Annotated in this window: 19 protein-coding genes; 9 read left to right on the top strand and 10 right to left on the bottom strand. The window is 45.5% G+C overall.

Annotated elements, in window-relative coordinates; translation table 11 throughout:
* Positions 1 to 113: 113 nt before the first annotated feature.
* Both mrcB and hrpB read right to left on the bottom strand, forming a co-directional pair.
* Entirely contained in the window at positions 114 to 2,486 is a 2,373-nt protein-coding gene (mrcB, locus tag R7F67_RS05360; protein WP_005380020.1) for a penicillin-binding protein 1B, read from the bottom strand.
* A complete protein-coding gene (hrpB, locus tag R7F67_RS05355; RefSeq protein ID WP_318057065.1) occupies positions 2,479 to 4,947 on the bottom strand; it encodes an ATP-dependent helicase HrpB in 2,469 nt (822 codons plus the stop codon). The genes mrcB and hrpB overlap by 8 nt, the downstream gene beginning before the upstream one ends.
* Before the next feature lie 66 nt (positions 4,948 to 5,013).
* Here hrpB and sfsA point away from each other — a divergent pair, with 66 nt between their 5' ends.
* The 7 genes from sfsA to panC all read left to right on the top strand — a co-directional run bounded on the left by sfsA (position 5,014) and on the right by panC (position 10,960).
* Positions 5,014 to 5,730, top strand: coding sequence for a DNA/RNA nuclease SfsA (gene sfsA, locus R7F67_RS05350; RefSeq protein WP_017635909.1), 717 nt, complete (start codon positions 5,014 to 5,016; stop codon positions 5,728 to 5,730).
* 136 nt (positions 5,731 to 5,866) lie between these two features.
* On the top strand, positions 5,867 to 6,313 hold the full coding sequence (gene dksA, locus R7F67_RS05345) for an RNA polymerase-binding protein DksA (RefSeq protein WP_005386584.1): 447 nt from the start codon (positions 5,867 to 5,869) through the stop codon (positions 6,311 to 6,313).
* A 95-nt stretch (positions 6,314 to 6,408) separates the two neighbouring features.
* Positions 6,409 to 7,272 (top strand): tRNA glutamyl-Q(34) synthetase GluQRS, encoded by an 864-nt coding sequence (gene gluQRS / locus R7F67_RS05340; protein WP_047102653.1) that lies wholly within the window; start codon positions 6,409 to 6,411, stop codon positions 7,270 to 7,272.
* A 102-nt stretch (positions 7,273 to 7,374) separates the two neighbouring features.
* On the top strand, positions 7,375 to 8,742 hold the full coding sequence (gene pcnB / locus R7F67_RS05335) for a polynucleotide adenylyltransferase PcnB (protein ID WP_213869173.1): 1,368 nt from the start codon (positions 7,375 to 7,377) through the stop codon (positions 8,740 to 8,742).
* On the top strand, positions 8,739 to 9,224 hold the full coding sequence (gene folK, locus R7F67_RS05330; protein ID WP_017635910.1) for a 2-amino-4-hydroxy-6-hydroxymethyldihydropteridine diphosphokinase: 486 nt from the start codon (positions 8,739 to 8,741) through the stop codon (positions 9,222 to 9,224). Before pcnB ends, folK begins: the two co-directional genes overlap by 4 nt.
* Positions 9,225 to 9,248: 24 nt before the next feature.
* Positions 9,249 to 10,043, top strand: a complete 795-nt coding sequence (gene panB / locus R7F67_RS05325) for a 3-methyl-2-oxobutanoate hydroxymethyltransferase (protein WP_005386592.1) — start codon at positions 9,249 to 9,251, stop codon at positions 10,041 to 10,043.
* A gap of 11 nt (positions 10,044 to 10,054) precedes the next feature.
* The gene (gene panC / locus R7F67_RS05320; RefSeq protein WP_318057064.1) at positions 10,055 to 10,960 is read left to right on the top strand and encodes a pantoate--beta-alanine ligase; all 906 of its coding nucleotides are present in this window, start codon (positions 10,055 to 10,057) and stop codon (positions 10,958 to 10,960) included.
* A gap of 53 nt (positions 10,961 to 11,013) precedes the next feature.
* Here panC and R7F67_RS05315 read toward each other — a convergent pair whose 3' ends face one another.
* The 4 genes from R7F67_RS05315 to R7F67_RS05300 all read right to left on the bottom strand — a co-directional run bounded on the left by R7F67_RS05315 (position 11,014) and on the right by R7F67_RS05300 (position 15,680).
* The gene (locus R7F67_RS05315; protein WP_258475983.1) at positions 11,014 to 11,943 is read right to left on the bottom strand and encodes a Kdo(2)-lipid IV(A) acyltransferase; all 930 of its coding nucleotides are present in this window, start codon (positions 11,941 to 11,943) and stop codon (positions 11,014 to 11,016) included.
* A 127-nt stretch (positions 11,944 to 12,070) separates the two neighbouring features.
* On the bottom strand, positions 12,071 to 12,841 hold the full coding sequence (locus R7F67_RS05310) for an ABC transporter permease (protein WP_005386598.1): 771 nt from the start codon (positions 12,839 to 12,841) through the stop codon (positions 12,071 to 12,073).
* A complete protein-coding gene (locus R7F67_RS05305) occupies positions 12,842 to 13,759 on the bottom strand; it encodes an ABC transporter ATP-binding protein (protein WP_005380000.1) in 918 nt (305 codons plus the stop codon).
* Between the two features lie 250 nt (positions 13,760 to 14,009).
* Positions 14,010 to 15,680 (bottom strand): SulP family inorganic anion transporter, encoded by a 1,671-nt coding sequence (locus tag R7F67_RS05300; protein ID WP_005379997.1) that lies wholly within the window; start codon positions 15,678 to 15,680, stop codon positions 14,010 to 14,012.
* A 281-nt stretch (positions 15,681 to 15,961) separates the two neighbouring features.
* On the opposite strand from R7F67_RS05300, the gene can reads away from it, so the two are divergent.
* Positions 15,962 to 16,630, top strand: coding sequence for a carbonate dehydratase (gene can, locus R7F67_RS05295; protein ID WP_005379996.1), 669 nt, complete (start codon positions 15,962 to 15,964; stop codon positions 16,628 to 16,630).
* Positions 16,631 to 16,706: 76 nt separating this feature from the next.
* On the opposite strand, the gene hpt is transcribed toward can, so the two are convergent.
* Entirely contained in the window at positions 16,707 to 17,237 is a 531-nt protein-coding gene (gene hpt, locus R7F67_RS05290) for a hypoxanthine phosphoribosyltransferase (protein ID WP_005379995.1), read from the bottom strand.
* Positions 17,238 to 17,556: 319 nt separating this feature from the next.
* Here hpt and opaR point away from each other — a divergent pair, with 319 nt between their 5' ends.
* Positions 17,557 to 18,171, top strand: a complete 615-nt coding sequence (opaR, locus tag R7F67_RS05285) for a transcriptional regulator OpaR (RefSeq protein ID WP_005379994.1) — start codon at positions 17,557 to 17,559, stop codon at positions 18,169 to 18,171.
* Positions 18,172 to 18,309: 138 nt separating this feature from the next.
* Here opaR and lpdA read toward each other — a convergent pair whose 3' ends face one another.
* The 3 genes from lpdA to aceE form a co-directional block, all read right to left on the bottom strand.
* Positions 18,310 to 19,737: a dihydrolipoyl dehydrogenase gene (lpdA, locus tag R7F67_RS05280; RefSeq protein ID WP_005379993.1), complete on the bottom strand. Its 1,428-nt coding sequence runs from the start codon at positions 19,735 to 19,737 to the stop codon at positions 18,310 to 18,312.
* A gap of 267 nt (positions 19,738 to 20,004) precedes the next feature.
* Positions 20,005 to 21,897 carry a pyruvate dehydrogenase complex dihydrolipoyllysine-residue acetyltransferase gene (gene aceF, locus R7F67_RS05275; protein ID WP_005396678.1) on the bottom strand — a complete coding sequence of 631 codons (1,893 nt, stop codon included), beginning with the start codon at positions 21,895 to 21,897 and terminating at the stop codon, positions 20,005 to 20,007.
* 19 nt (positions 21,898 to 21,916) lie between these two features.
* Complete coding sequence (gene aceE, locus R7F67_RS05270; protein WP_005386612.1) at positions 21,917 to 24,580, bottom strand: pyruvate dehydrogenase (acetyl-transferring), homodimeric type; 2,664 nt, start codon at positions 24,578 to 24,580, stop codon at positions 21,917 to 21,919.
* Positions 24,581 to 24,598 lie beyond the last annotated feature (18 nt).

The raw sequence follows: 24,598 nt of genomic DNA, 5'->3' as shown, positions 1-24,598 counted from the left end.
CCTTTATTGAATATCTGATCAAGTAGGGCGTGCTAGCAGTACTGTACTAACACGCCCTAATATGTACTAAGAATTAATCAGATAAACAAGCTAATGTTGTTGATTTGGCGATGCTACCAATCAAATATGCTATTTAACCAGTTTGATTTCTTCTCACACTGTTGCTTTATCTGACCGGTTTTATCCCAAACCGGCAGTTTGTAATCACTACGGCAGTTCATTTCTAAACCTCCATCAGATGTAGGCTTGAACCCTAATGTGGTGATTTCTCTTGGCCATGGGAGCTCTAAGCGCTCAGGAATACGCTGCTTCAAGTACTCTGCGTACACTCGTAATGCACCACTCGACCCCGTTAGATTCACGGGTTTATTATCGTCGCGGCCTAGCCAAATTGTCGTCACCTCACGACCATCAACACCGACAAACCAACTATCGCGGTTGTCATTACTGGTACCCGTTTTTCCTGCCAATGCAGCCCAACCAAACTGGCTTTGTAAGAAGCGGCCAGTGCCTTGAGCAACCCCTTGTTTCATCGCGTAGGTCGTTAGCCATGCAGCTTGTTCATCCACGGCTCTTGATGAACGAGGCAAGGATTGATACAGCACATTACCTTCCATATCCATGACTGAGCGCAGAGCGGTCAGTTTTGCACGCTTACCTGAATTCGTCAGAGTCTGATACATCTGTGCGACTTCGAATGGCGTCAAAGAAAACGAACCCAAAAACATCGAAGGCACTGGGCGAATTTCGTCTTTGTTCACGCCCAAACGCTCTAAAGTATTGGAGACTTCAGGAATGCCAAGTGCCATACCTAAGCGCACGGTTGGTACGTTAAGTGATTTCGCTAAAGCAATGTAAAGTGGCACATCACCACGATATTTTCTATCGTAGTTGCGCGGCGTCCACACGTTACCTTTACTGCTCTTCAGACTTAACGGCGTGTCGTGTAGCGTCGTGCCTAGGTTGTATTTATCCGGTTGTTCTAGAGCCGTTAAGTAAATCGCTGGTTTCACTAAAGAACCAATTGGACGACTGGCATTGAGCGCGCGGTTAAAGCCTTCATAACCGACACGTTTACCACCAACCATCGCACGGATTTCACCACTATGGCGATCAACGGCCACAGCAGCGGCTTCTAACTCTTTACCACCCCGTTTAGCTAGTTCTGGGATCTTTTTCGCGATAGCTTGTTCCATTTTGCTTTGCGATACTGGGTCCAGAGACGTAAACACGCGCAGTCCGGTCTCTGCTTTAAATCGCTCCCCAACTTTTTCTTTTAATTCAATGCTCAATTGTTGGAAATAAGCTGGCTGACGGCTCGCAATACGTGGCTTGCTTTGCGTATCGAGTGGACGACTTACAGCTTGTTCATACTGCTCTGAAGTCAACATGTTTTGCTGCATTAACAGGCGCAGAACGAGATCACGACGCTCTTTCGTTCTCTCAGGGTAACGAATTGGGTTGTAGTAAGACGGTCCTTTTACCATCCCAACTAACATCGCCAATTGATCGATTCGCAACTCCTGAATTGGCTGCCCAAAATAATAACGCGACGCCAAGCCAAACCCGTGGATCGCTTCACCTCCACTTTGACCTAGGTACACTTCGTTTAGGTAGGCTTCTAAGATACGATCTTTGCTGTAACGGTAATCCAAAATTAGCGCGATATACGCTTCTCGAACTTTACGCCACAGTGTTTTATCACGAGTCAAAAACAGGTTTTTTGCCAATTGCTGAGTCAGCGTACTACCACCTTGAACAGTACGACCCGCCTTAATGTTCGCAACCAATGCACGTGCAATCGCGAGCGGTGACACCCCGTCATGTTGATAAAAATCCCGGTCTTCGGTCGCAAGCAGTGCATCCACCAAAATTTCAGGGAACTGATCACGACGTAAGAAAAGGCGCTGTTCATCACGGTCTTTCTCCAGCATGCCCAACATCTTCGGTTCTAGGCGCAAGTAACCAAGGTCTCCTCGAGATTCTAAAGACTGAATACGTTGCAAGCCGGAATCAGAGAAATGCAGCATAATGTGACGATCCGGCTCGGGACCATCGGCAAACTCGAATGGACGACGAATCAATTCAATCCGAGTGGAAGAAGAGGAATATTCGCCTGGGTAACGAGGTTGACTCACTTTACGGTAATTCAACACATCTAGCTCGTTGCGCAGTTCTTGGATGGTGATATTCTCACCAGGGCTTAGATTCAAGATACGGGCATAAACCACCGTTGGCAGCTCAAACAGCTGACCTTCAAAGCGTTCTTTCACCACACTATCTAAGTAAATCCCAACAAACAGCAAAACAGCGGCAAGTGCAACGCCAGCTTTCCAGCTAAACGACCACAGAACTTTCAACCACGAACGTTTCTCGTTAGTCGGCTTTTTACTCGGCGTACGTCGAGTCTGTTTTGCGGTTCCTTTATTGGTTGTACTTTTCTTCGCTGGCGCTTTTTTCGCGCTAGGCTTCTTGCTGTCAGTCATTATTCAATTGTCTTTTTGTTTTCGTTGTTGCTACATGATTGGCAGGATCATCTGGCCAAACGTGTTTTGGGTAGCGCCCTTTCATCTCTTTTTGAACGTCTTTGTAGCTTCCGTTCCAGAAAGCCGCCAAGTCCGACGTTACTTGCAATGGACGTTGTGCCGGTGAAAGCAGTTCAAGCACCAAACGCTTGCGGCCAAGAGCTACCGTTGGGGAACCACTCTCCCCAAATACTTCTTGCATACGCACCGATAATATCGGCTCGTGGCCATATTGGTAACGGATACGCTTCTTTGAACCTGTGGGTAGTTGGTAATGCTCAGGTAACCATTCATCCAGTTGTTGATTGAGTGGCCAACCTAATAGAGCATTAAGCGCTTCGACCAAGTTTATCTTGCTCAGGTCTTTAACCGAGCTGACAGACGTCATGTATGGTTCTAACCACTCCTCTAATGAATCCAGCAAACTGGCTTCATCAAACACTGGCCATGACTGCTCAGGTAACCATTCCACCGCACAACGAATCCGAGCCAACAAGCTCTCCGCTGCCGGTGTCCAGTTTAGACTCTGTAAGCCCTGGCGGCGGACATACGTGAGTAAAGCTTGTGTCATTTTTTCTTTGCCCGGGCTTGGCAACGGCTCGCGTTCAACGACCAGCAGACCGAGTTTTGTTTGTCGCTCAGCTATTAGACGGCCTCTTTTTTCATCCCAGTCCACTACTTCTTCAGACGAAAATAGCGTATCAAAGGTCGTTCGCAATATATTGACATCCAATTCACATGCCGAATGAATTTGACTTGAATTAGAATGAGAACGCATTAAGTCAACGGCAACCAAATACTCACAGCCACCTAGCATGTCTTCCTGATGACATTCTGCACCATGACCATTAGCCAAAGTAAATCGCCCAAATTGATTTGTGCGCTGCTGCGCAATGCGATCTGGAAATGCCAAACTTAACACCAGCGGTAATGCATCTTCATCCACGCCTTTCAGGTCAAATACCGTATCCAATTTGTACGCCAGAGATTGAGCACGCTTGAACAAAATCGACTTTTTTGGATGAGTACCAACAAGCCAACGATGCAAGCTATGAGCGATATTGGTAACATTTCTCTCTGGCTCTTCAATCAGTGCGACCGCCGCCAAAGCAGCATTTAACATCTTATCACTGTAAGATAGCGCTTTAATTAGCATCGCAGCCGCACGAGGCTCAACGCCTAGTTCATGCGCCTGTTTTCCTTCGGACGTTAATTGCCCTTTTTCCGTCAGTAGTCCCAATGACACCAATAGCTGCTTCGCTTGTTCCAATGACGCATTAGCGGGAACATCAAGCCACTTTAGATCGTGGATATCACCCGTTCCCCAAAAGGCAAGCTCCATAACTAAACTAGCCAAATCGGAATGCAAAATTTCGGGTAGGGGAACCAGCGGTTGCTGCTTGAACTGGCTTTCAGAATAAAGACGAACACAAATGCCCTCTTCTATTCGTCCCGCTCGTCCTGCACGCTGAATCGCTGAAGACTGTGCAATGCGTGTTTGCTCTAAGCGTGTTAAACCGTTTTTCAAATCAAAGCGGGCAATACGCTCTAACCCAGAATCAACCACGAGGCGAATGCCTTCAATCGTTAGTGAAGTTTCTGCAATGTTGGTCGCTAGAACGACTTTACGCTTACCTTGTTCTGCTGGCGTAATCGCTTTTTGTTGATCTGCAAAACTCAGTTGACCATAAAGTGGGCATATGTCGATATCATCCGCTAAATGAGACAACCGCTCTTCAACTTGTTTTATGGCACCAACACCCGGCAGGAAAGCCAACAAAGATCCGGACTCTTTGTTCATAAGACTTTCTATTGTTTTTGCCATACTCGTAGGTAAATGCTCGTTCACACCTAACGGCTGGTAGCGCATTGCCACATCAAAGCTGCGCCCTTCAGATTCAATGTAACTGGCTTCCGGCAACAACGATTGTAATGCTTGTTGGTCAAGCGTTGCCGACATTACCACCAGCTTGAGATCGTCTCGCAATGCCTCTTGAACTTCTAAACTGAATGCCAAAGCGGTATCGGCATGAATGCTGCGTTCATGAAACTCATCAAAGATCAGTAGATCAACCCCATCCAGTTCAGGGTCAGTTTGGATCATCCTGGTCATGATCCCTTCGGTCACGATCTCCAGCTGCGTTGCAGAACTTACCTTTGCCTCGCCACGAACTCGATAACCCACGCGTTGACCAACTTGTTCTCCCAATTGCTCAGCAAGATAACGGGCAATGTTACGCGCCGCGAGTCGTCTTGGCTCAAGCATGATGATTTTTCCAGCAACCGAATGATTTAAGAGTAACTGCAAAGGGAAGTAAGTCGACTTACCGGCACCAGGCGCCGCTTTTAAGATCACTTGATGTTGATTTTTGACCGCCGTCAGCAACTCAGGCATCACGGCTTCAATCGGCAATTGTGACAAAGAAAATACCTTATGGTGTAATGGTGGCAACATTGTACATAAAAAATTTTTTGTCTAAATAAGCAAATGCATTTCACACCCGCTTTAGAGTCCGCCACTCTACTCAAACGTTATAAACGCTTTCTTGCCGATATCGAGCTCGATACTGGTGAAATCCGTACAATCCACTGCGCAAATACAGGTGCAATGACGGGTTGTGCTACGCCCGGAAACAAGGTTTGGTTTTCTACTTCCGACAACCCGAAACGAAAATACCCCAATAGTTGGGAGTTGAGTGAAACCGAACAAGGCCACCGTATTTGTATCAATACCGCGCGCGCCAATCAATTAGCCGTAGAGGCTATTGAAAATAATGTCATTTCAGAGCTTTGTGGTTATGACACACTTCAAACTGAGGTGAAATACGGCAATGAAAATAGCCGAATTGATATCTTGCTCAGCGCAGACGACAAGCCAAAGTGCTATATAGAAGTGAAAAGCGTCACTCTTCTTGATGAGACCGACTCTACTGGACAAGGATACTTCCCAGATGCGGTCACGACTCGGGGACAAAAACACCTGAGAGAGCTCACAGAAATGGCACAAAATGGAAGTAGAGCCATACTTTTATTCACTGTTTTACATTCAGGTATTGAAAAAGTATCCGCGGCGCACCATATAGACGCGAAATATTCACTATTACTCAAACAAGCACAAGACGCTGGAGTGGAAGTTCTCTGCTACAAAGCTGAACTGAGCGATACTGGAATGAAGCTGATTTCCGCTATTGATTTTATCAATTAAGAGAAAAAATGATGTCGTCTTCACATTGACGATAACTTTGCGATTCAGTATTTGCTTGCACCGCCTCTTTTTGCTATAGATACCCGCCTTAAATTGACTGCGTAGCAGTTGACTAGGTGTAAGTAGGAGATGCTGTATGCCAGAATCAAAGAAGAAAACGATAGGCATCCTAGCCATTGCCGGCGTGGAGCCATATCAGGAAAAACCTGGTGAAGAGTACATGTCACCAGAGCAGGTTGAACACTTTACGAAAATCTTAACAGCTTGGCGCGACCAGCTAAGAGCTGAAGTGGATCGTACTGTTCACCACATGCAGGACGAAGCAGCAAACTTCCCAGATCCAGTTGACCGCGCCTCTCAAGAGGAAGAGTTCAGCCTAGAACTGCGTAACCGTGACCGCGAACGCCGTTTGATCAAGAAGATTGAAAAGACTTTGGATAAAATCAAAGAAGACGATTTTGGCTTCTGTGAGTCTTGTGGCGTAGAGATTGGCGTTCGCCGTCTTGAAGCACGTCCAACCGCTGACCTTTGTATTGACTGTAAAACACTTGCAGAAATCAAAGAGAAGCAAATGCAAGGTTAATCACCCAGCATTATGATTGTTGAAGGGAGCTCAGGCTCCCTTTTTGTTTTGGCTATCTTCGCACCCTATTTGTTTACTAAATTCGAGATACACGCATGACACGCTATGTAGGTCGATTCGCCCCATCTCCTTCTGGTCCACTGCATTTTGGTTCACTGATTGCCGCTCTTGGCAGTTATTTTCAAGCGAAAGCACAAAACGGAGCTTGGTTAGTACGTATTGAGGACTTAGACCCACCAAGAGAAATGCCAGGTGCAGCGCAACTTATCCTAGAGGCACTCAAGGCCTATCAGCTGCATTGGGATGGAGAAGTGGTATACCAGAGCGAACGTCACGACCTTTACCAAGCTCAAATAAACAAATGGCTCGAAAATGGAGAAGCCTATTATTGCCAATGTACTCGTAAGCAAATTAAAGAGCATGGCGGTTTTTATCCTGGCACTTGCCGCGATAAAAACTTGAAAGACGGCGCGATTCGCCTAAAAATGACCAAGCCTGTCGCTCATTTCCTCGACCAAAAGCAGGGAACCATTACGATTCCAGAGCAACTCGTTAATGAAGATTTCATTATTAAACGTCGAGATGGATTATTTGCTTATAATCTTGCGGTAGTATTGGACGACATCGACCAAGGCGTCACAGAAGTCGTGCGAGGTGCAGACTTAATCGAGCCGACAGGGCGTCAAATTAGCCTGTACCAAATACTTGGTCAGCCTGAAGTTAGCTACTTGCATTTACCATTGGCGATGGACAACAACGGCAATAAATTGTCGAAACAAAATCACGCGACGGCTATTGATATAGATACACCAAAACCTACTCTATTGCGCGCCATGACATTTTTAGGTTTCGAGATACCTGAAACCGTAAGGGCGGCCAACATAGAAGATATTCTTCGTTGGGGCTGCGAAAACTGGCGGTTGGAACAGCTTCCAGCAGAGATCGAGATCACACCGTGATTCTCAAATGGCATTGTGTAGGCTATCATTAGCCGCAAATTAGGCCCTAGAGGCGTATAAAACTAACCAAAGCAAGATTGGATTAAACCCAGTTATTGCCAGATGCACATGAATACAAACGACTATACACCAAGCGAACCTGCCACAATTCCAGAGCTCGCTCTCAATGTAATAACTCGTGAAGAGCACAACATTTCGCGTAAGCAGATCAGTGATAATGCGCTGAAGGTACTGTACCGCCTAAATGGTGCTGGTTTCGATGCTTTTCTTGTGGGTGGCGGGGTTCGAGACTTACTGCTTGGACAAAAACCAAAAGATTTTGACATTGCGACCAACGCAACGCCGGAACAGATCAAACAGCTATTTCGTAACTGCCGTTTGATTGGTCGCCGCTTCCGCTTGGCTCATATTATGTTTGGCCGAGACATCATTGAGGTTGCGACATTCCGTGGTCACCACCAAGAGCAAAAGAATAAGAGCATTTCTCAGCAATCAAAAGAGGGTATGCTGCTGCGTGACAACGTCTACGGCACCATCGATGAAGATGCTGAGCGCCGTGATTTCACGATTAACTCGATGTACTACAACATCGCAAATTACTCGATTCACGACTACGCACGTGGTATTGAAGATTTAGAAGATCGCCTAATTCGACTTATTGGTGATCCAGAAACACGCTACCGTGAAGACCCTGTACGCATGCTGCGTGCGGTTCGTTTCGCGGTAAAACTAGACTTTGATATTGAAGAAGACACCGCAGCGCCAATCGAACACATGGCACCGTTGCTCGGTGACATTCCGTCAGCGCGTCTTTTTGAAGAGTCACTCAAATTATTGCAATCCGGTCATGGCTTAGAAACCTACCACCTACTGCGTGAGTACAACCTATTCCAGCAACTATTCCCGACGATTGCAGCGCACTTTACAGAAGATTACTCCTCTCACACTGAGCAGATGTTGGATCTTGTCCTAGATTCTACCGACATGCGCATCGAAGATGGGAAACGCATCAATCCAGCATTTATGTTTGCTGCAATGCTGTGGTACCCACTGTGTGCGAAAGCCGATGAACTGATGGAAGAGCGCAACTTAGGCCATTACGACGCCATTATGGAAGCGAGCAACATCATTCTTGACGAGCAAGTTCGCACAATTGCCATTCCAAGACGCCACACCGCAACCATTCGCGAGATTTGGCAGTTACAGCTTCGTCTTCCACGACGTAACGGTAAACGTGCATTCCGTCTTATGGAGCTCAATAAATTTAGAGCTGGCTTTGATTTTCTTGAAATGCGCGGTGAAATTGAAGGTGGTGACACTCAGAAGCTTGCCAAGTGGTGGGAAACTTTTCAAAATGCAGGCCGAGAAATGCGTCAAGCAATGGCTGCCGACTTAGACGGTCAATCACCGAAAACAGGCCAGCGCCGCCGTAAAACTTATCGCAAGAAAAAGAGTAAGCCCAAATCATGATTACAGCGTACATTGCGGTAGGCAGTAACTTGGCTGATCCTGTCAGCCAAGCGAAGCAAGCGATTGAAGCATTAAAAACGCTGCCTAAATCAGAGTTTGTTCAAGCTTCTTCGCTATACAGCAGCACGCCAATGGGGCCACAAAACCAACCGGATTACATCAATGCGGTTGTGTCTATTAACACCAGTTTGACGCCTATTGAATTGCTCAATTGCACACAAGCTATAGAGCAAGAACAAGGGCGTGTCCGTAAAGACGAACGCTGGGGACCAAGAACCTTGGACCTCGACATTGTGCTTTATGGCAATGAGGTGATTAATTCCGAGAGGCTGATCGTTCCTCATTATGGAATGAAAGAGCGTGAATTCGTACTCTACCCTCTTGCGGAAATTGCACCAAGTTTACAACTCCCTGATGGGACCGAGGTCTCTGAACTACTGGAACAAGTAGATAGAAACGGCCTCAGTATCTGGCAGTCATAGCCAACTCCTAGTAAGGATAAAACCATGAAAAAAATGACCATCAACGACCTAATCAAGTGGAAGCAAGAAGGTCGTAAATTTGCTACTTCAACCGCTTATGATGCGAGCTTTGCCCAACTGTTTGAAAGCCAAGAAATGCCAGTACTTCTTGTTGGTGATTCTCTAGGTATGGTTTTGCAAGGTCACAACGATACTCTGCCAGTAACGGTCGATGATATCGCTTACCATACTCGTTGCGTACGCGCTGGTAGCCCAAATTGTTTGTTGATGGCAGACATGCCATTCATGAGCTACACCACCCCAGAGCAAGCTTGCGAAAATGCGGCTAAACTGATGCGTGCTGGTGCCAATATGGTAAAAATTGAAGGTGGTGACTGGCTTGTCGACACGGTGAAAATGCTCACTGAACGATCAGTTCCAGTTTGTGCTCATCTTGGTTTAACTCCTCAAGCTGTTAATATTTTTGGTGGTTACAAAATCCAAGGTCGCGATCAAGAAAAAGCAGACCGCATGGTAAAAGACGCATTAGCGCTGCAAGAAGCAGGCGCTCAAATCGTCTTACTAGAATGCGTACCAGCTGAGCTTGCTGAACGTATTACGCAAGTGCTTGACGTTCCTGTTATCGGTATTGGTGCAGGTAACGTAACAGATGGTCAAATTCTCGTAATGCATGATATGTTTGGTATTTCTGCCAACTACATGCCGAAATTCTCCAAAAACTTTCTTGCTGAAACAGGTGATATGCGCAAAGCCGTTACTAAATACATTGAAGATGTAGCCAACGGTGTATTCCCAGACGACGCTCATACCATTGCCTAGAGGATAAATGCATGCAAACTTTTGCGGAAATCTCAGCAGTTCGTGAACACCTTAAAACCTTTAAACGTGAAGGTCGTAAAGTGGCGTTTGTCCCTACCATGGGCAACCTTCACGAAGGCCACTTAACTTTAGTGCGTAAAGCACGCGAATACGCTGATATCGTTGTCGTAAGCATCTTTGTTAATCCGATGCAGTTTGATCGTGCAGACGATTTAAATAATTACCCACGCACGCTAGAGGAAGACTTAAGCAAGTTAACCTCTGAAGGGGTCGATGTGGTATTTACGCCAACACCAGAAGTTATCTACCCTGAAGGTCTGGATAAGCAAACCTTCGTCGATGTCCCTGGCCTATCAACAATTCTCGAAGGCGCGTCTCGACCAGGTCATTTCCGTGGCGTGACGACGATTGTGAATAAGCTGTTTAACATCGTACAACCGGATGTCGCGTGCTTCGGCGAGAAGGACTTCCAACAACTTGCTGTTATCCGCAAGATGGTTGATGACCTAGCAATGGACATTGAAATCATCGGTGTACCAACCGTACGTGAAATGGACGGTTTAGCAATGAGTTCACGCAATGGCTTGCTTACGCTGGACGAGCGTCAACGTGCACCTGTACTTGCTCGTACAATGCGTTGGATCAGCAGTGCCATTCGCGGTGGCCGCGATGACTACGCATCGATCATCGAAGATGCAAGCGACCAACTTCGAGCTGCAGGTCTGCACCCTGATGAGGTCTTCATTCGTGATGCTCGTACATTACAAGTGATCACACCAGAAACGACACAAGCTGTCATTCTGATGTCTGCGTTCCTAGGCAAAGCTCGTCTTATCGATAACCAAACGGTAGATATGGTTGTCGAAGCGAAGGAAGAAGCTGAATCTAACAATACAAACTCAGAGAGCGCAGAGTAAGCTCTGAGTCATAAAAGTAAAAAGGTCGACTCTTAGTCGACCTTTTTTATACTCTACGTATAGACGCAATCTAACCCTTCAGGGCGAGTTTTAAACCGCTTGTGCAGCCACATCCACGCTGGAATATCACGTTTTATCATTTTCTCAAGCTCTTGGTTCAAGATGCTTGCCGCTTTAACCGCATTACGTCTCTCGAAACGCTCGCTAATGTCTTTTCCAATGTACAGCGTGTAATGGTGATTTTTACTCACTGTAACGCCAGATATAACCGCGCACTTTGTTACATCAATGAGAACACTAGACCCGACGGTACTCGCCGCTTGTTCAACAGCAAAAAACGGCGCAAAAACAGAATGGCTAACGCCATAATCATGGTCGGGTAAATACCAAAGTCGATGACCATTCTTCAGAACTTTGAGCATTGATTTCACGTCTTTTCGATCAATCATTTGATGTCCAAAACGAGTTCGACCTCGATGTTGAATAAACTCATAAGCAGGATTCGAATTTGGGCGATAAACGCCATAACCTTGGGCAAACTGGCTAAAAATACGAGCGGTTATCTCCAAGTTTAAATGGTGACTGCACACCACCAACACACCACGTCCATTCTTTTCCTCAGCGAGTAAACGATCTTTTCCAACAATAGAGGTTATCCGACGTATCCGCCAATCTGGCCAAAACCAAGCGATACCGGTTTCGATGATCGCCATTCCAGTATATTGAAAGTTTTTTCGTACTACGTCCTTACATTGCCAATCCGTAAAATCAGGGAAACACAGCTGGAGATTACGCAGAGCGATCTTGTGTCGGCGCTTCATTACATGCATCGCAATACAGCCGATGATTCTACCTAAGATTCGCAATACTACGTATGGCAGTACATTAACAAGAATCGCTAAAGATCCAAATGCCAGCCATACAGACCAATATTTGGGCTTAAGTAACTGATAGGAGAAAGGCGGCGGCGGGACAATATTCATAGGATCACTCATTTATTACAAATGATTGAAACCTACCATGATAAAAACCGAAAAATTGTATGGGTATGTATTGTTATGCACGCGAAAGAGCAGCGTGAATCGCCGCTCTTTGCTTTATGAGAATGGCTTAGCTTCTTAGCCCAATCCCTTTGGTTACTAGATAATGCGCAATGGCATACAGTGCAACAACAAACACTGCAAGTACACTAAATGAAGTGACAATGCCCACATCCGAGACACCTAAAAAGCCGTAGCGGAACGCATTCACCATGTAGACGATTGGGTTGATCTTAGAAACGCCTTGCCAAAATTCAGGCAGCAGACTGATCGAATAAAAGACTCCTCCCAAGTAAGTTAAAGGAGTCAATACAAACGTAGGGATGATCGAAATATCATCAAACGTTTTTGCGTAAACCGCATTGATCAAGCCACCGAGAGCAAATACAACCGACGTCATGAAGACAGTCGCGACAATAATGCCCCAGTGCTCCACTTGCAAATCAACGAACAAAAGTGACACACAAGTAACAATTGCACCGACCAACAAACCTCGAGTCACGCCGCCCATCACATAGCCAGCAATAATCACATAGTTTGGTACCGGTGCCACCAGCAGTTCTTCAATATTCTTCTGTAGCTTTGCACTAAAGAATGACGACGCCACGTTCGAGTATGAGTTAGTGATCACCGACATCATGATCAAACCTGGAACAATGTACTCCATGTAACTAAAGCCGCTCATCTCACCAATTCGAGAGCCAATAAGATTGCCGAAAATGATGAAGTACAACGTCATCGTAATGGCTGGCGGCACTAAGGTTTGCACCCAAATACGTGTAAAACGAGTGACTTCTTTGCTCAGCAAGCTGCGAAATGCCGTCCAATATAAACCGTACATTTAATTACTCCCCTCTCTTACAATGCTGACAAACAACTCTTCAAGTCGGTTGGCTTTGTTACGCATTGAGAGAACTTTAATGCCATGCTCTGTTAACTGACTGAATACCGAATTCAATCCTTGGCTCTTATCTAGTTCTATCTCTAAAGAGCCATCAACAATACTTTGTCGATTAACACCTTCAAGCTCAGGCACCTCGACTTCTGACTCAATATCCAAGATAAATGTCTCGACGCTTAGCTTACCTAGTAACGCCTTCATGGTGGTATTTTCAATCAGCTCACCACGATTAATAATGCCGATATTTCGACACAGCATCTCCGCTTCTTCTAGGTAGTGTGTCGTTAAAATAATCGTAATTCCTTGCTCTTGGTTGATCTCTTTCAGAAACCCCCACATTGAGCGGCGTAGTTCAATATCCACTCCAGCCGTTGGTTCATCTAAAATGAGTAATTGCGGCTCGTGCATCAAAGCTCTTGCGATCATTAAACGACGCTTCATCCCACCGGATAGGTTACGAGCACGCTCTTGGCGTTTTTCCCATAAATCCAATTTTTTCAGGTATTTTTCTGCTCTTTCTTTGGCTAATACTTTAGACACACCGTAATAGCCAGCTTGCTGCATCACAATTTGCTCAACGGTTTCAAACTGGTTGAAGTTGAACTCCTGTGGCACCAAGCCTAAATTCTGCTTGGCCAATTCGAGGTCGGTATCAATGTCATAACCGAAAACTTTCGTCGTTCCGGAGGTTTTATTCACTAAGGAGGAAATGATGCCAATCGTGGTCGATTTTCCTGCACCATTGGGACCCAGAAGCGCGTAGAAGTCACCCTTTTTCACTTGGAGACTTATACCTTTTAACGCCTCAAAGCCACCTGCATACGTCTTGCGCAATTGTTCAATTTCTAATGCGTACATAAGGTCTTGATTGCCGTTTGTTTGTGATTACTAATACCGACTCATATTTAGCAGCGGTTTACTACAAAATCGCCTTGGGTATCGTACTGGAGGTCCATCAGTTTATCGTTGAATAACGATGATTACAAATAAACCTTTCGATAATATTGGAAATATAACCCTTACCTCGTAAAGGTTATCTCTAAGTAAGACAAAATAGAGCATAAAAAAACGCAACAGGAAACTGTTGCGTTTTTAACTGTCAGAATGATTACGCCGTTATGCGCTGATACTGGTCTGCCTCAACATGTGCCACCGCCGCATTCAATGCTTCGTAACGGAATTGGTACATATTTTCATCCGGGACAAGGTCAATCACATGGAATTTCTCTAGCTGTTCTCGTGTTCGCTCATTCGGGCATAATAAATACACGGCACAATTGGCATCGAGAGCATCCTTAATCGCATTCTCTAACGCCAAACCGACGGTTACATCAATCATTGGTACATCCGTAAGATCGAGAATCATCACGTCATAGTCCGAAATACTAGAGTGCTGACGTGAAATGGCTTTAGAAACACTAAAGATCATCGGACCGGAAAGATAAAAGAACAGCACTTTACCATTAGCACGATCCAACAAACCACGCTCGCTGTCAGTCAGCGGCACATCATCTTCATCCGCGTCGCTGATCGCTTTTACTTGTCGCGCCTGCTCTCGGCTCAAACGCTCGATGATGATAATGTTCGAGATAAAGACGCCTAAACCCACCGCAACGATAAGATCAACGAATACTGTAAGCAACATAACGCCATACATCACCGCCATTCCGGAAAAGCTTACCTTATGTGCCCTCTGAATAAAGCTCCAGTCTAGGATGTTAAAGCCAACATACACCGCAATGCCTGCTAACACAGCCATCGGGATTGGCTCTGTTAATCCGCCAGCAACCAGTACAACCAACGCCAACATTAGTGCACGAATCACACCAGATAATGGCGAACGAGCCCCAACTTGGATATTCGTTACCGTCCCCATGGTAGCCCCCGCCCCCGGCAGCGCACCAAACAAGCCTGAGATCATGTTAGCTAACCCTTGACCTCGCAGCTCTTTATCTGAGTCGTGTTCTTTACGAGTTAATGAGTCACCGATAACCGCCGTTAACAAAGTATCAATACAACCTAATGTGCCTAGCACTAATGCATCAATGACCATCTCGACAAACATATCTGTGTCAATATAAGGGGCGACGAGAGAAGGTAACCCAGCAGGAATTTCACCGATACGACGAATATCTTCTGTATCAAAGAGAATCACAGACAATAAAGTCACCGCGACCAATGCCACGAGCTGTGCAGGAACGTATTTACGATATTGCTTAGGGAAGAAAAAAAGAATCCCCAAAGTCAGTAGTCCCAAAAACAACTCACTGAACTTAAGGTTAGAAATGGTCTCCGGCAAAGCAGATAACGTTCCGAGTACTCCCCCTGAAGGCGCAGCATGCCCCATCAAAGGCGATAACTGCAGAATGATAAGAATCACACCTATGCCAGACATAAAACCGGAAATAACGCTGTAAGGCATCAAGGTAACGTATTTACCCAGTTTTAATGTCCCCAATAGGATTTGGAACGCGCCAGCCATCATGACAACCGTGAAAGTCATAGCCATGCCCGTTTCTGGGTATTTCGCCATCATACTGGTTAATACTGCGGTCATGATTACCGTCATTGGCCCTGTCGGTTCTGATATTAACGTATTAGAACCACCAAATAACGAGGCAAACAAACCGACCATTATTGCCCCCCAAAGGCCGGCCTCAGCCCCGGCTCCGGATGCAACACCAAACGCTAACGCCAGAGGGAGAGAGATAATCGCCGTGGTTACCCCGCCAAATACATCCCCTTTGAAATTGATATCTTCAAAACGACTACCGAACACTGCTGATTTTCCCTGCATTCAATTTTAAAAAGTAAAATATCACTACTTTAACGAGCTAGGCGAAAATTTAAACCATAAATAGATTAAGGCTAAATTCACACCACAAATAGTTTCACCAGATTTTACTTTTTTCTTAATGAAAACTAGTCAGATGAGTCCTATCTGACGAATATTTAACGAGATCGAAATTGTAACATTGTGTATAGTTACAACACTGATCGCTTGCATGTGCACACAAACAGCAGCAGCGATTTTGTCTTTTAAGGGAAGTAGTTTGCAAAATGCCGGAAATAAAACAGTTATTTGAAAACAATTCGAAATGGTCTCAAGAGATCAAATCTGATCGACCTGAATACTTCGCAAAACTCGCTGAGGGGCAAAAGCCTGATTTTCTTTGGATTGGCTGCTCTGATAGCCGCGTTCCTGCCGAGCGACTAACCGGGCTATACTCAGGTGAACTCTTTGTTCATCGGAATGTTGCAAACCAAGTTATCCATACTGATCTCAACTGTCTATCTGTCGTCCAGTACGCCGTAGACGTTCTTAAGGTTAAACACATCATTGTCTGTGGACACTATGGATGTGGTGGCGTAAATGCAGCCATTGATAACCCTAAGCTAGGTCTTATTAATAATTGGCTGTTACATATCAGAGATATCTATTTCAAACACCGCACATACCTAGATCAAATGCCGCAACAAGATCGAGCGGATAAACTAGGCGAGCTTAATGTTGCAGAGCAAGTGTACAACTTGGGTAACTCAACCATCCTGCAAAACGCTTGGGAGCGTGGGCAAGATGTTGAAATTCATGGTGTGGTATACGGAATTGAAGATGGTCGCTTAGAGTACTTAGGCATTCGTTCTAACTCTAAGGAAACCGTAGAAGCGTCTTACCAGAAAGCTCTTTCGACGATTCTAAATACAGACAACAAGCTCCTTTGTCGCTAAGTCATATCTAAAAGTTGAACGAAAAACGCCCATCTTAGATGGGCGTTTTTTATATTTTTAATGCTGAACTCAATGATTATTCTTGAGGTACAACTTTACCGATGTATGGTAAGTGGCGGTATTTCTGCGCGTAATCAATACCCACCCCAACGACAAATTCATCTGGAATTTCGAAACCAATCCAATCCACAGGAACATTCACTTCACGACGAGATGGCTTATCTAGGAGCGTACAAATAGCGATAGACTTCGGCTCACGTAGCGAAAGAATCTCACGGATTTTATTTAGTGTGTTACCAGTGTCAATGATGTCTTCAACAAGCAGAATGTCTTTACCTTTGATGTCATCATCCAAATCTTTCAAGATACGAACGTCACGTGAGCTTTCCATCGTATTGCCGTAGCTTGACGCAGTCATAAAATCAACTTGGTGAGTCAGTTCGATAGCACGTGCCAAGTCTGCCATAAATACAAATGAGCCACGCAATAAGCCTACCAACACAAGATCTTCACTACCTTGATAACGCTCTGTAATTTGTTTGCCTAATTCACGAACTCGCTCCTGAACTTCTTGCTCAGAAATCATGACTTCTATTGTATGTTTCATACTGTGCTCAATCTAAATTTGTGGGTTGAGGTAAGTCGCACGCAAACGATCACCTAATCTTACGGCGTGTAGTGTATCACCACGTTCATTGGGTTGAAAGTCGCATCCTGTTGCCAAAAAATCTTGGAAGAAGGTCTTAGTTTTATAAAGTTCATAGCTAAATTTATCAATAATAATGACATTACTGTATATAAATTGTTCTACAGATGTTGACCTTGTGCATATGCACCATTACACTCATCACTGCTTTAAGCAACTATTAAAATAATCAATTAGGGGGTTACCCCCAATATCAACTCAAATGGCAAGGAAAATGGATATGGACTCAATTGCAAAGAGACCTAGAACTAGGCTTTCTCCAATTAAGCGTAAGCAACAGTTAATGGAAATCGCATTGGAAGTATTTGCGCGCCGCGGCATCGGTCGTGGTGGTCACGCAGATATCGCAGAAATTGCTCAAGTTTCTGTAGCGACTGTTTTTAACTACTTCCCTACACGCGAAGACTTGGTGGATGAAGTTCTCAATCACGTCGTACGTCAGTTCTCAAACTTCCTATCGGATAACATAGACCTAGACTTACATGCACGTGAAAACATCGCCAATATTACTAATGCGATGATCGAGCTTGTCAGCCAAGATTGTCACTGGCTAAAAGTATGGTTCGAGTGGAGTGCTTCAACACGTGACGAAGTATGGCCATTGTTTGTTTCAACTAACCGTACTAACCAGTTGCTGGTACAAAACATGTTCATTAAAGCAATTGAACGTGGCGAAGTGTGTGACCAGCACGATTCAGAACACTTGGCAAACCTGTTCCACGGTATTTGTTACTCACTGTTTGTCCAAGCGAACCGCGCTAAAGGTGAAGCGGAGCTGAAACATCTAGTGAATTCATACTTAGATATGCTTTGCATTTACAACCGTGAACACTAAAGCTTAGCTCGTAATATATGTCAGCCCACCGTTTGGTGGGCTTTTTATTGTCTGCTAAGCACACATTTATATTCCTATATAACAAGCATAAAAAAACCGCTGCAATGCAGCGGCTTCTATCATTCAGTCAGAAAAAGCTTACTTCTTCTTAACTGCTTTTTTGTTTGGCAGGTCAGTGATTGAACCTTCAAATACTTCAGCAGCTAGACCTACAGACTCGTGTAGAGTTGGGTGAGCGTGGATAGTCAGAGCGATATCTTCTGCATCACAGCCCATCTCAATTGCAAGGCCGATTTCACCAAGTAGTTCACCACCGTTAGTACCAACGATAGCACCACCGATTACGCGGTGAGTTTCTTTGTCGAAGATTAGCTTAGTCATACCGTCTGCACAGTCAGATGCGATTGCACGACCTGATGCTGCCCATGGGAATGTTGCTACTTCGTACTTGATGCCTTCTTCTTTCGCTTCTTTTTCAGTCTTACCAACCCAAGCCACTTCTGGCTCAGTGTACGCAATTGAAGGGATAACTTTAGGGTCGAAGTAGTGCTTCTTACCAGAGATAACTTCAGCAGCCACGTGACCTTCATGCACACCTTTGTGAGCAAGCATTGGTTGACCAACGATATCACCGATCGCGAAGATGTGAGGAACGTTAGTACGCATTTGCTTATCAACGTTGATGAAGCCGCGCTCGTCAATTTCTAGACCCGCTTTTTCACCGTCGATTAGCTTACCATTTGGTACACGACCGATAGCAACTAGAACCGCATCGTAACGCTCAGCTTCAGCTGGCGCTTTCTTGCCTTCCATTGAAACGTAGATACCGTCTTCTTTTGCTTCAACTGCTGTTACTTTCGTTTCTAGCATTAGCTTGAACTTGTCTTTGATACGCTTAGTAAATACTTTCACGATATCTTTGTCTGCTGCAGGAATTACCTGGTCAAACATTTCAACAACTTCAACTTTAGAACCTAGAGAGTGGTAAACCGTACCCATTTCTAGACCGATGATACCACCGCCCATGATAAGCAGTTTTTCTGGCACTTCTTTTAGTTCAAGAGCGTCAGTAGAGTCCCAAATACGTGGGTCTTCATGCGGGATAAATGGCAGTTTGATTGGACGAGAACCAGCCGCAACGATTGCGTTGTCAAAGTTAACAACTGTTGGCTCACCTTCGCCTTCTACAAGGATAGAGTTAGGGCCAGTGAACTTACCGTAACCGTTAACTACTGTTACGTTACGCATCTTAGCCATACCGCTTAGGCCGCCAGTTAGTTGGTTAACAACTTTTTCTTTCCAGATGCGGATTTTGCTGATGTCTGTTTGAGGCTCACCGAACACAACGCCGTGGTCAGCCATCGCTTTCGCTTCTTCAATTACTTTAGAAACGTGAAGCAGTGCTTTAGATGGGATACAACCCACGTTCAGACATACACCGCCAAGCGTGCTGTAACGTTCAACTAGTACAGTTTCAAGACCTAAGTCCGCACAACGGAATGCAGCGGAGTAACCAGCAGGACCAGAACCAAGTACAACAACTTGGGCTTTAATTTCTTTGCTCATTTTGACCTCTTGTAGTCATTATCCCTAACAGGCTGAGTGGGTATCGATTTTTTATGTTTAAGAGAGATTTGTTTTAAACAGTTATTTTCAGACCGCTAACAGTTTACAGAGATGTTAATGGTGTGAAAAGTAAATCAATTTAGCCTGTGAGCTAGACAACAATTCGATTGTGAAAACCCTGAACGAAGCAAGGCTGATAACCAAATTGTCGGTAATTATGATTAGCAGAGGCGGCTAAGTTGCCGCCTCTCATTCATCTAATTTCTATTACAGAACTAGACGACGAATGTCAGATAGACATGAGTTTAGGTAAGTGATGAAGCGCGCACCTTCAGCACCATCGATCACACGGTGGTCGTATGATAGAGACAGTGGAAGTTGTAGACGCGGTTCGAACTCTTTACCGTTCCATACCGGTTTCATTTCTGACTTAGACACACCTAGGATACCAACTTCGGGTGCGTTTACGATTGGAGTAAACGCTGTACCGCCGATACCGCCTAGGCTAGAGATAGTGAAACAGCCACCTTGCATGTCAGCCGCAGTTAGCTTACCAGCACGTGCTTTCTTAGAAACCGCCATTAGCTCTTCAGATAGCTCGTAGATGCCTTTCTTGTTCACGTCTTTAAATACAGGAACAACTAGACCGTTTGGTGTATCTACCGCGATACCAACATTCACGTATTTCTTCAGAATTAGGCTCTCACCGTCTTCTGATAGAGAAGAGTTGAACGCTGGGAACGCTTCAAGCGCTTTAGCTACCGCTTTCATGATGAACACAAGTGGTGTGATCTTCATGCCAGTGTCTTTCTTCGCTTCAATCGCGTTTTGCTCTTTACGGAATGCTTCAAGAGCCGTGATGTCTGCGTTATCCCACTGTGTAACGTGCGGGATCATTACCCAGTTACGGTGTAGGTTTGCGCCAGAGATCTTCTTAATGCGAGATAGCGGTTGAACTTCTGTCTCACCAAACTTGCTGAAGTCCACTTTTGGCCATGGTAGTAGACCAAGAGCCGCGCCGTCGCCTTTGCCAGATGCTGCTGCACCTGCGCCAGACTCAAGACGCTTAAGTGCATCTTTCACGTAAGCTTGAACGTCTTCTTTTAGGATACGGCTCTTACGACCAGAACCTTTAACCTTAGAAAGATTAACGCCAAATTCACGCGCTAGACGACGAACAACTGGAGACGCGTGAGCGTACTCATCGTTTTCTTTGAAATCGCCAGTCGCTGCTGGAGCTGCTGCCGCTGGAGCTTCTGCTTTAGGAGCTGGAGCTGCAGGTGCTGCCGCTTGAGCTGGAGCTGCTGCAGGAGCAGGTGCTGCGCCCGCCACTTCGAATACCATGATTAGTGAGCCAGTAGACACTTTGTCGCCAGCTGCAATCTTGATTTCTTTAACTGTGCCAGCGAATGGTGCAGGAACTTCCATAGAAGCTTTGTCACCTTCAACAGTGATTAGAGATTGCTCTTCTTCCACTGTGTCGCCAACCGCAACCATGATCTCAGTAACTTCAACTTCGTCGCCGCCGATATCTGGAACGTTCACTTCTTTTGCCGCAGACGCTGCTGGAGCTGCTGCCGCAGGAGCTTCAGCTGCCGCTGGTGCTGCTGGAGCGCCTGAACCTGCTGTTTCGAATACCATGATAAGTGAGCCAGTCGATACTTTATCGCCTGCTGCAACTTTGATCTCTTTTAGAGTACCTGCGAATGGCGCTGGAACTTCCATAGAAGCTTTGTCGCCTTCAACAGTTAGAAGAGATTGCTCTTCTTCGATGCTGTCGCCAACGGCAACCATGATTTCGGTAACTTCTACTTCATCACCACCGATGTCTGGTACGTGAACTTCTTTTAGTTCTGCCGCTGCTGCTGGAGCTGGAGCTGCTGCTGGAGCTGCTTCTGCCGCAGGAGCAGGTGCAGCGTCAGCTGCACCCTCGGCTTCGAAAATCATGATTAGAGAACCAGTAGAAACCTTGTCGCCTTCTGCAACTTTGATTTCTTTAACGATACCCGCTTGAGAAGCAGGAACTTCCATAGAAGCTTTATCGCCTTCAACTGTGATCAGAGACTGCTCTTCTTCAACCTTGTCGCCAACGCTTACAAGAATCTCAGTAACTTCAACCTCATCCGCACCGATGTCTGGTACATTAATTTCGATTGCCATTTCTTATCTACCTTCTTAATTAAGCGTATAGCGGGTTTGTTTTCTCTGTGTCGATGTCGAATTTCTTAATTGCTTCTGCAACTACAGATTTCTCAACTTCGCCACGTTTCGCTAGTTCAGTTAGCGCTGCTACTACTACGTAACCTGCGTTCACTTCGAAGTGACGACGTAGGTTTTCACGGCTGTCTGAACGACCGAAGCCATCAGTACCAAGAACTTTGAAAGACTCAGCAGGAATGTATGCACGAACCTGCTCTGCGTAGTTCTTCATGTAGTCAGTTGCTGCGATAGCAGGTTCAGTACCCATTACTGTTTGGATGTAAGGTACTTTCGCTTCCGCTTCTGGGTGAAGCATGTTGAAACGCTCTGCATCTTGGCCATCGCGAGTTAGTTCGTTGAATGACGTTACAGAGTAAACATCAGAAGCAACACCGTAATCTTCGCTTAGGATTTGAGCTGCTTTACGTACTTCATTCATGATAGTACCAGAGCTCATTAGCTGAACTTTCGCTTTGTCGCCCGTGTAAGTTTCTAGCTTGTAGATACCTTTACGGATGCCTTCTTCAGCGCCTTCTGGCATTGCTGGCATTGCGTAGTTTTCGTTCATTAGCGTTAGGTAGTAGAACACGTTTTCTTGTTCTGGACCGTACATGCGACGGATACCGTCTTGCATGATTACTGCTACTTCGTACGCGAATGTTGGGTCGTAAGAAATACAGTTAGGAACCGTACCCGCCAAAATGTGCGAGTGGCCGTCTTCGTGCTGTAGACCTTCACCGTTCAACGTTGTACGACCCGCAGTTGCACCTAGTAGGAAACCACGTGCTTGTTGGTCACCAGCCATCCACGCCATGTCGCCAACACGTTGGAAGCCGAACATTGAGTAGTAGATGTAGAACGGGATCATTGGTAGGTCGTTTGTCGAGTATGAAGTCGCAGCAGCAACCCATGAAGACATAGCACCTAGCTCGTTGATACCTTCTTGTAGAACCTGACCTGAAGTCGCTTCTTTGTAGTAAGAAACAACGCCACGGTCTTCTGGTGTGTAAGTTTGGCCGTGCGGGTTGTAGATACCGATTTGACGGAACAGACCTTCCATACCGAATGTACGTGCTTCGTCAGCAATGATAGGAACGATGTTCTTACCAATGTTCTTGTTCTTAAGTAGAACGTTTAGCGCACGTACGAATGCCATAGTAGAAGAGATATCACGCTTCTGTTCTTCTAGTAGTGGCTTGAATTCTTCTAGCTCAGGAACGATGAATTCTTGAGTGAATTTTGGTAGACGCTGTGGCGTGTAGCCGTGTAGCGCTTTACGACGAGCGTGTAGGTATTCGTACTCTTTTGAACCTTCTTCAAGTTTCAGGTACGGAAGCTCTTTCACTGCTTCGTCAGTTAGGATGTCTTGAAGACCTAGACGATCACGTAGGTGTAGTACGTGAGTCATGTCCATCTTCTTAACTTGGTGCGCGATGTTCTTACCTTCAGCCGCTTCACCCATGCCGTAACCTTTAACAGTCTTAGCTAGGATTACTGTTGGACGACCTTTAGTTTCTGCCGCGTTTTTGTATGCCGCGTATAGCTTAGAAGACTCGTGACCACCACGCTTAAGTGCGAAGATTTCGTCGTCAGTCATGTCAGCAACAAGTGCAGCTGTCTCTGGGTACTTACCAAAGAAGTGCTCACGTACGTACGCGCCATCTTTTGATTTGAATGTTTGGTAGTCGCCGTCGATCGTTTCATTCATAAGCTGTAGAAGCTTACCAGTCGTATCTTTAGCTAGTAGTGAATCCCAGTTGTTACCCCAGATTACCTTCACTACGTTCCAACCAGCACCTTTGAACAGACCTTCAAGTTCTTGAATGATCTTACCGTTACCCATTACAGGGCCATCTAGACGCTGTAGGTTACAGTTGATTAGGAAACATAGGTTGTCTAGTTTCTCACGCGCAGCGAAAGAGATAGCACCACGTGATTCTGGCTCATCCATCTCACCGTCACCTAGGAACGCGTAAACGCGCTGCTCTGAAGTATCTTTAAGACCACGGCCTTCTAGGTACTTAAGGAAACGAGCTTGGTAGATAGAAGCGATTGGACCTAGGCCCATCGATACTGTCGGGAACTGCCAGAATTCAGGCATCAGTTTAGGGTGCGGGTATGAAGGAATACCTTTGCCGTCTACTTCTTGACGGAAGTTGTCTAGCTGCTCTTCAGTTAGACGACCTTCAACGAATGCACGTGAGTAGATACCTGGTGAAATGTGACCTTGGTAGTAAACTAGGTCGCCACCATCCTTCTCGTTTGGTGCACGGAAGAAGTGGTTGAAACATGTCTCGTAGAACGCAGCAGAAGACTGGAAAGACGCCATGTGGCCGCCTAGCTCTAGGTCTTTCTTAGATGCACGTAGAACGATCATGATAGCGTTCCAACGAATAATTGAGCGAATACGACGCTCAAGTGTTGTGTCACCTGGGTATGCTGGTTCTTGGTCTGCAGGAATCGTGTTGATGTAGTTAGTTGTGATACCTGTTGGCATATCAACACCGTCTAGACGTGCTTTATCTAGAACTTGCTCTAATAGGAATTGAGCACGCTCTAGACCTTCTTCACGTACAACTGACTCAAGCGCTTGTAGCCATTCTTGAGTTTCCAGTGCATCTACGTCATGCTTCATATCAGACATGGCGATCTATCCTTCTGT

Origin of the sequence: Vibrio sp. YT-17, from assembly GCF_033337375.1 — a bacterium.
In the GTDB taxonomy this organism is placed as follows: Bacteria; Pseudomonadota; Gammaproteobacteria; order Enterobacterales; family Vibrionaceae; genus Vibrio; species Vibrio alginolyticus.
Note: the sequence above shows the minus strand (reverse complement) of the source record. Positions and strands in the feature narration are given on the sequence as shown.

What these genes read in the sequence shown, in the direction of transcription:
- mrcB (WP_005380020.1), bottom strand. Translation starts at nt 2,486, where the DNA reads ATGACTGACAGCAAGAAGCCTAGCGCGAAAAAAGCGCCAGCGAAGAAA.
- sfsA (WP_017635909.1), top strand. Translation starts at nt 5,014, where the DNA reads ATGCATTTCACACCCGCTTTAGAGTCCGCCACTCTACTCAAACGTTAT.
- dksA (WP_005386584.1), top strand. Translation starts at nt 5,867, where the DNA reads ATGCCAGAATCAAAGAAGAAAACGATAGGCATCCTAGCCATTGCCGGC.
- gluQRS (WP_047102653.1), top strand. Translation starts at nt 6,409, where the DNA reads ATGACACGCTATGTAGGTCGATTCGCCCCATCTCCTTCTGGTCCACTG.
- pcnB (WP_213869173.1), top strand. Translation starts at nt 7,375, where the DNA reads ATGCACATGAATACAAACGACTATACACCAAGCGAACCTGCCACAATT.
- folK (WP_017635910.1), top strand. Translation starts at nt 8,739, where the DNA reads ATGATTACAGCGTACATTGCGGTAGGCAGTAACTTGGCTGATCCTGTC.
- panB (WP_005386592.1), top strand. Translation starts at nt 9,249, where the DNA reads ATGAAAAAAATGACCATCAACGACCTAATCAAGTGGAAGCAAGAAGGT.
- panC (WP_318057064.1), top strand. Translation starts at nt 10,055, where the DNA reads ATGCAAACTTTTGCGGAAATCTCAGCAGTTCGTGAACACCTTAAAACC.
- R7F67_RS05315 (WP_258475983.1), bottom strand. Translation starts at nt 11,943, where the DNA reads ATGAATATTGTCCCGCCGCCGCCTTTCTCCTATCAGTTACTTAAGCCC.
- R7F67_RS05310 (WP_005386598.1), bottom strand. Translation starts at nt 12,841, where the DNA reads ATGTACGGTTTATATTGGACGGCATTTCGCAGCTTGCTGAGCAAAGAA.
- R7F67_RS05305 (WP_005380000.1), bottom strand. Translation starts at nt 13,759, where the DNA reads ATGTACGCATTAGAAATTGAACAATTGCGCAAGACGTATGCAGGTGGC.
- can (WP_005379996.1), top strand. Translation starts at nt 15,962, where the DNA reads ATGCCGGAAATAAAACAGTTATTTGAAAACAATTCGAAATGGTCTCAA.
- hpt (WP_005379995.1), bottom strand. Translation starts at nt 17,237, where the DNA reads ATGAAACATACAATAGAAGTCATGATTTCTGAGCAAGAAGTTCAGGAG.
- opaR (WP_005379994.1), top strand. Translation starts at nt 17,557, where the DNA reads ATGGACTCAATTGCAAAGAGACCTAGAACTAGGCTTTCTCCAATTAAG.
- lpdA (WP_005379993.1), bottom strand. Translation starts at nt 19,737, where the DNA reads ATGAGCAAAGAAATTAAAGCCCAAGTTGTTGTACTTGGTTCTGGTCCT.
- aceF (WP_005396678.1), bottom strand. Translation starts at nt 21,897, where the DNA reads ATGGCAATCGAAATTAATGTACCAGACATCGGTGCGGATGAGGTTGAA.
- aceE (WP_005386612.1), bottom strand. Translation starts at nt 24,580, where the DNA reads ATGTCTGATATGAAGCATGACGTAGATGCACTGGAAACTCAAGAATGG.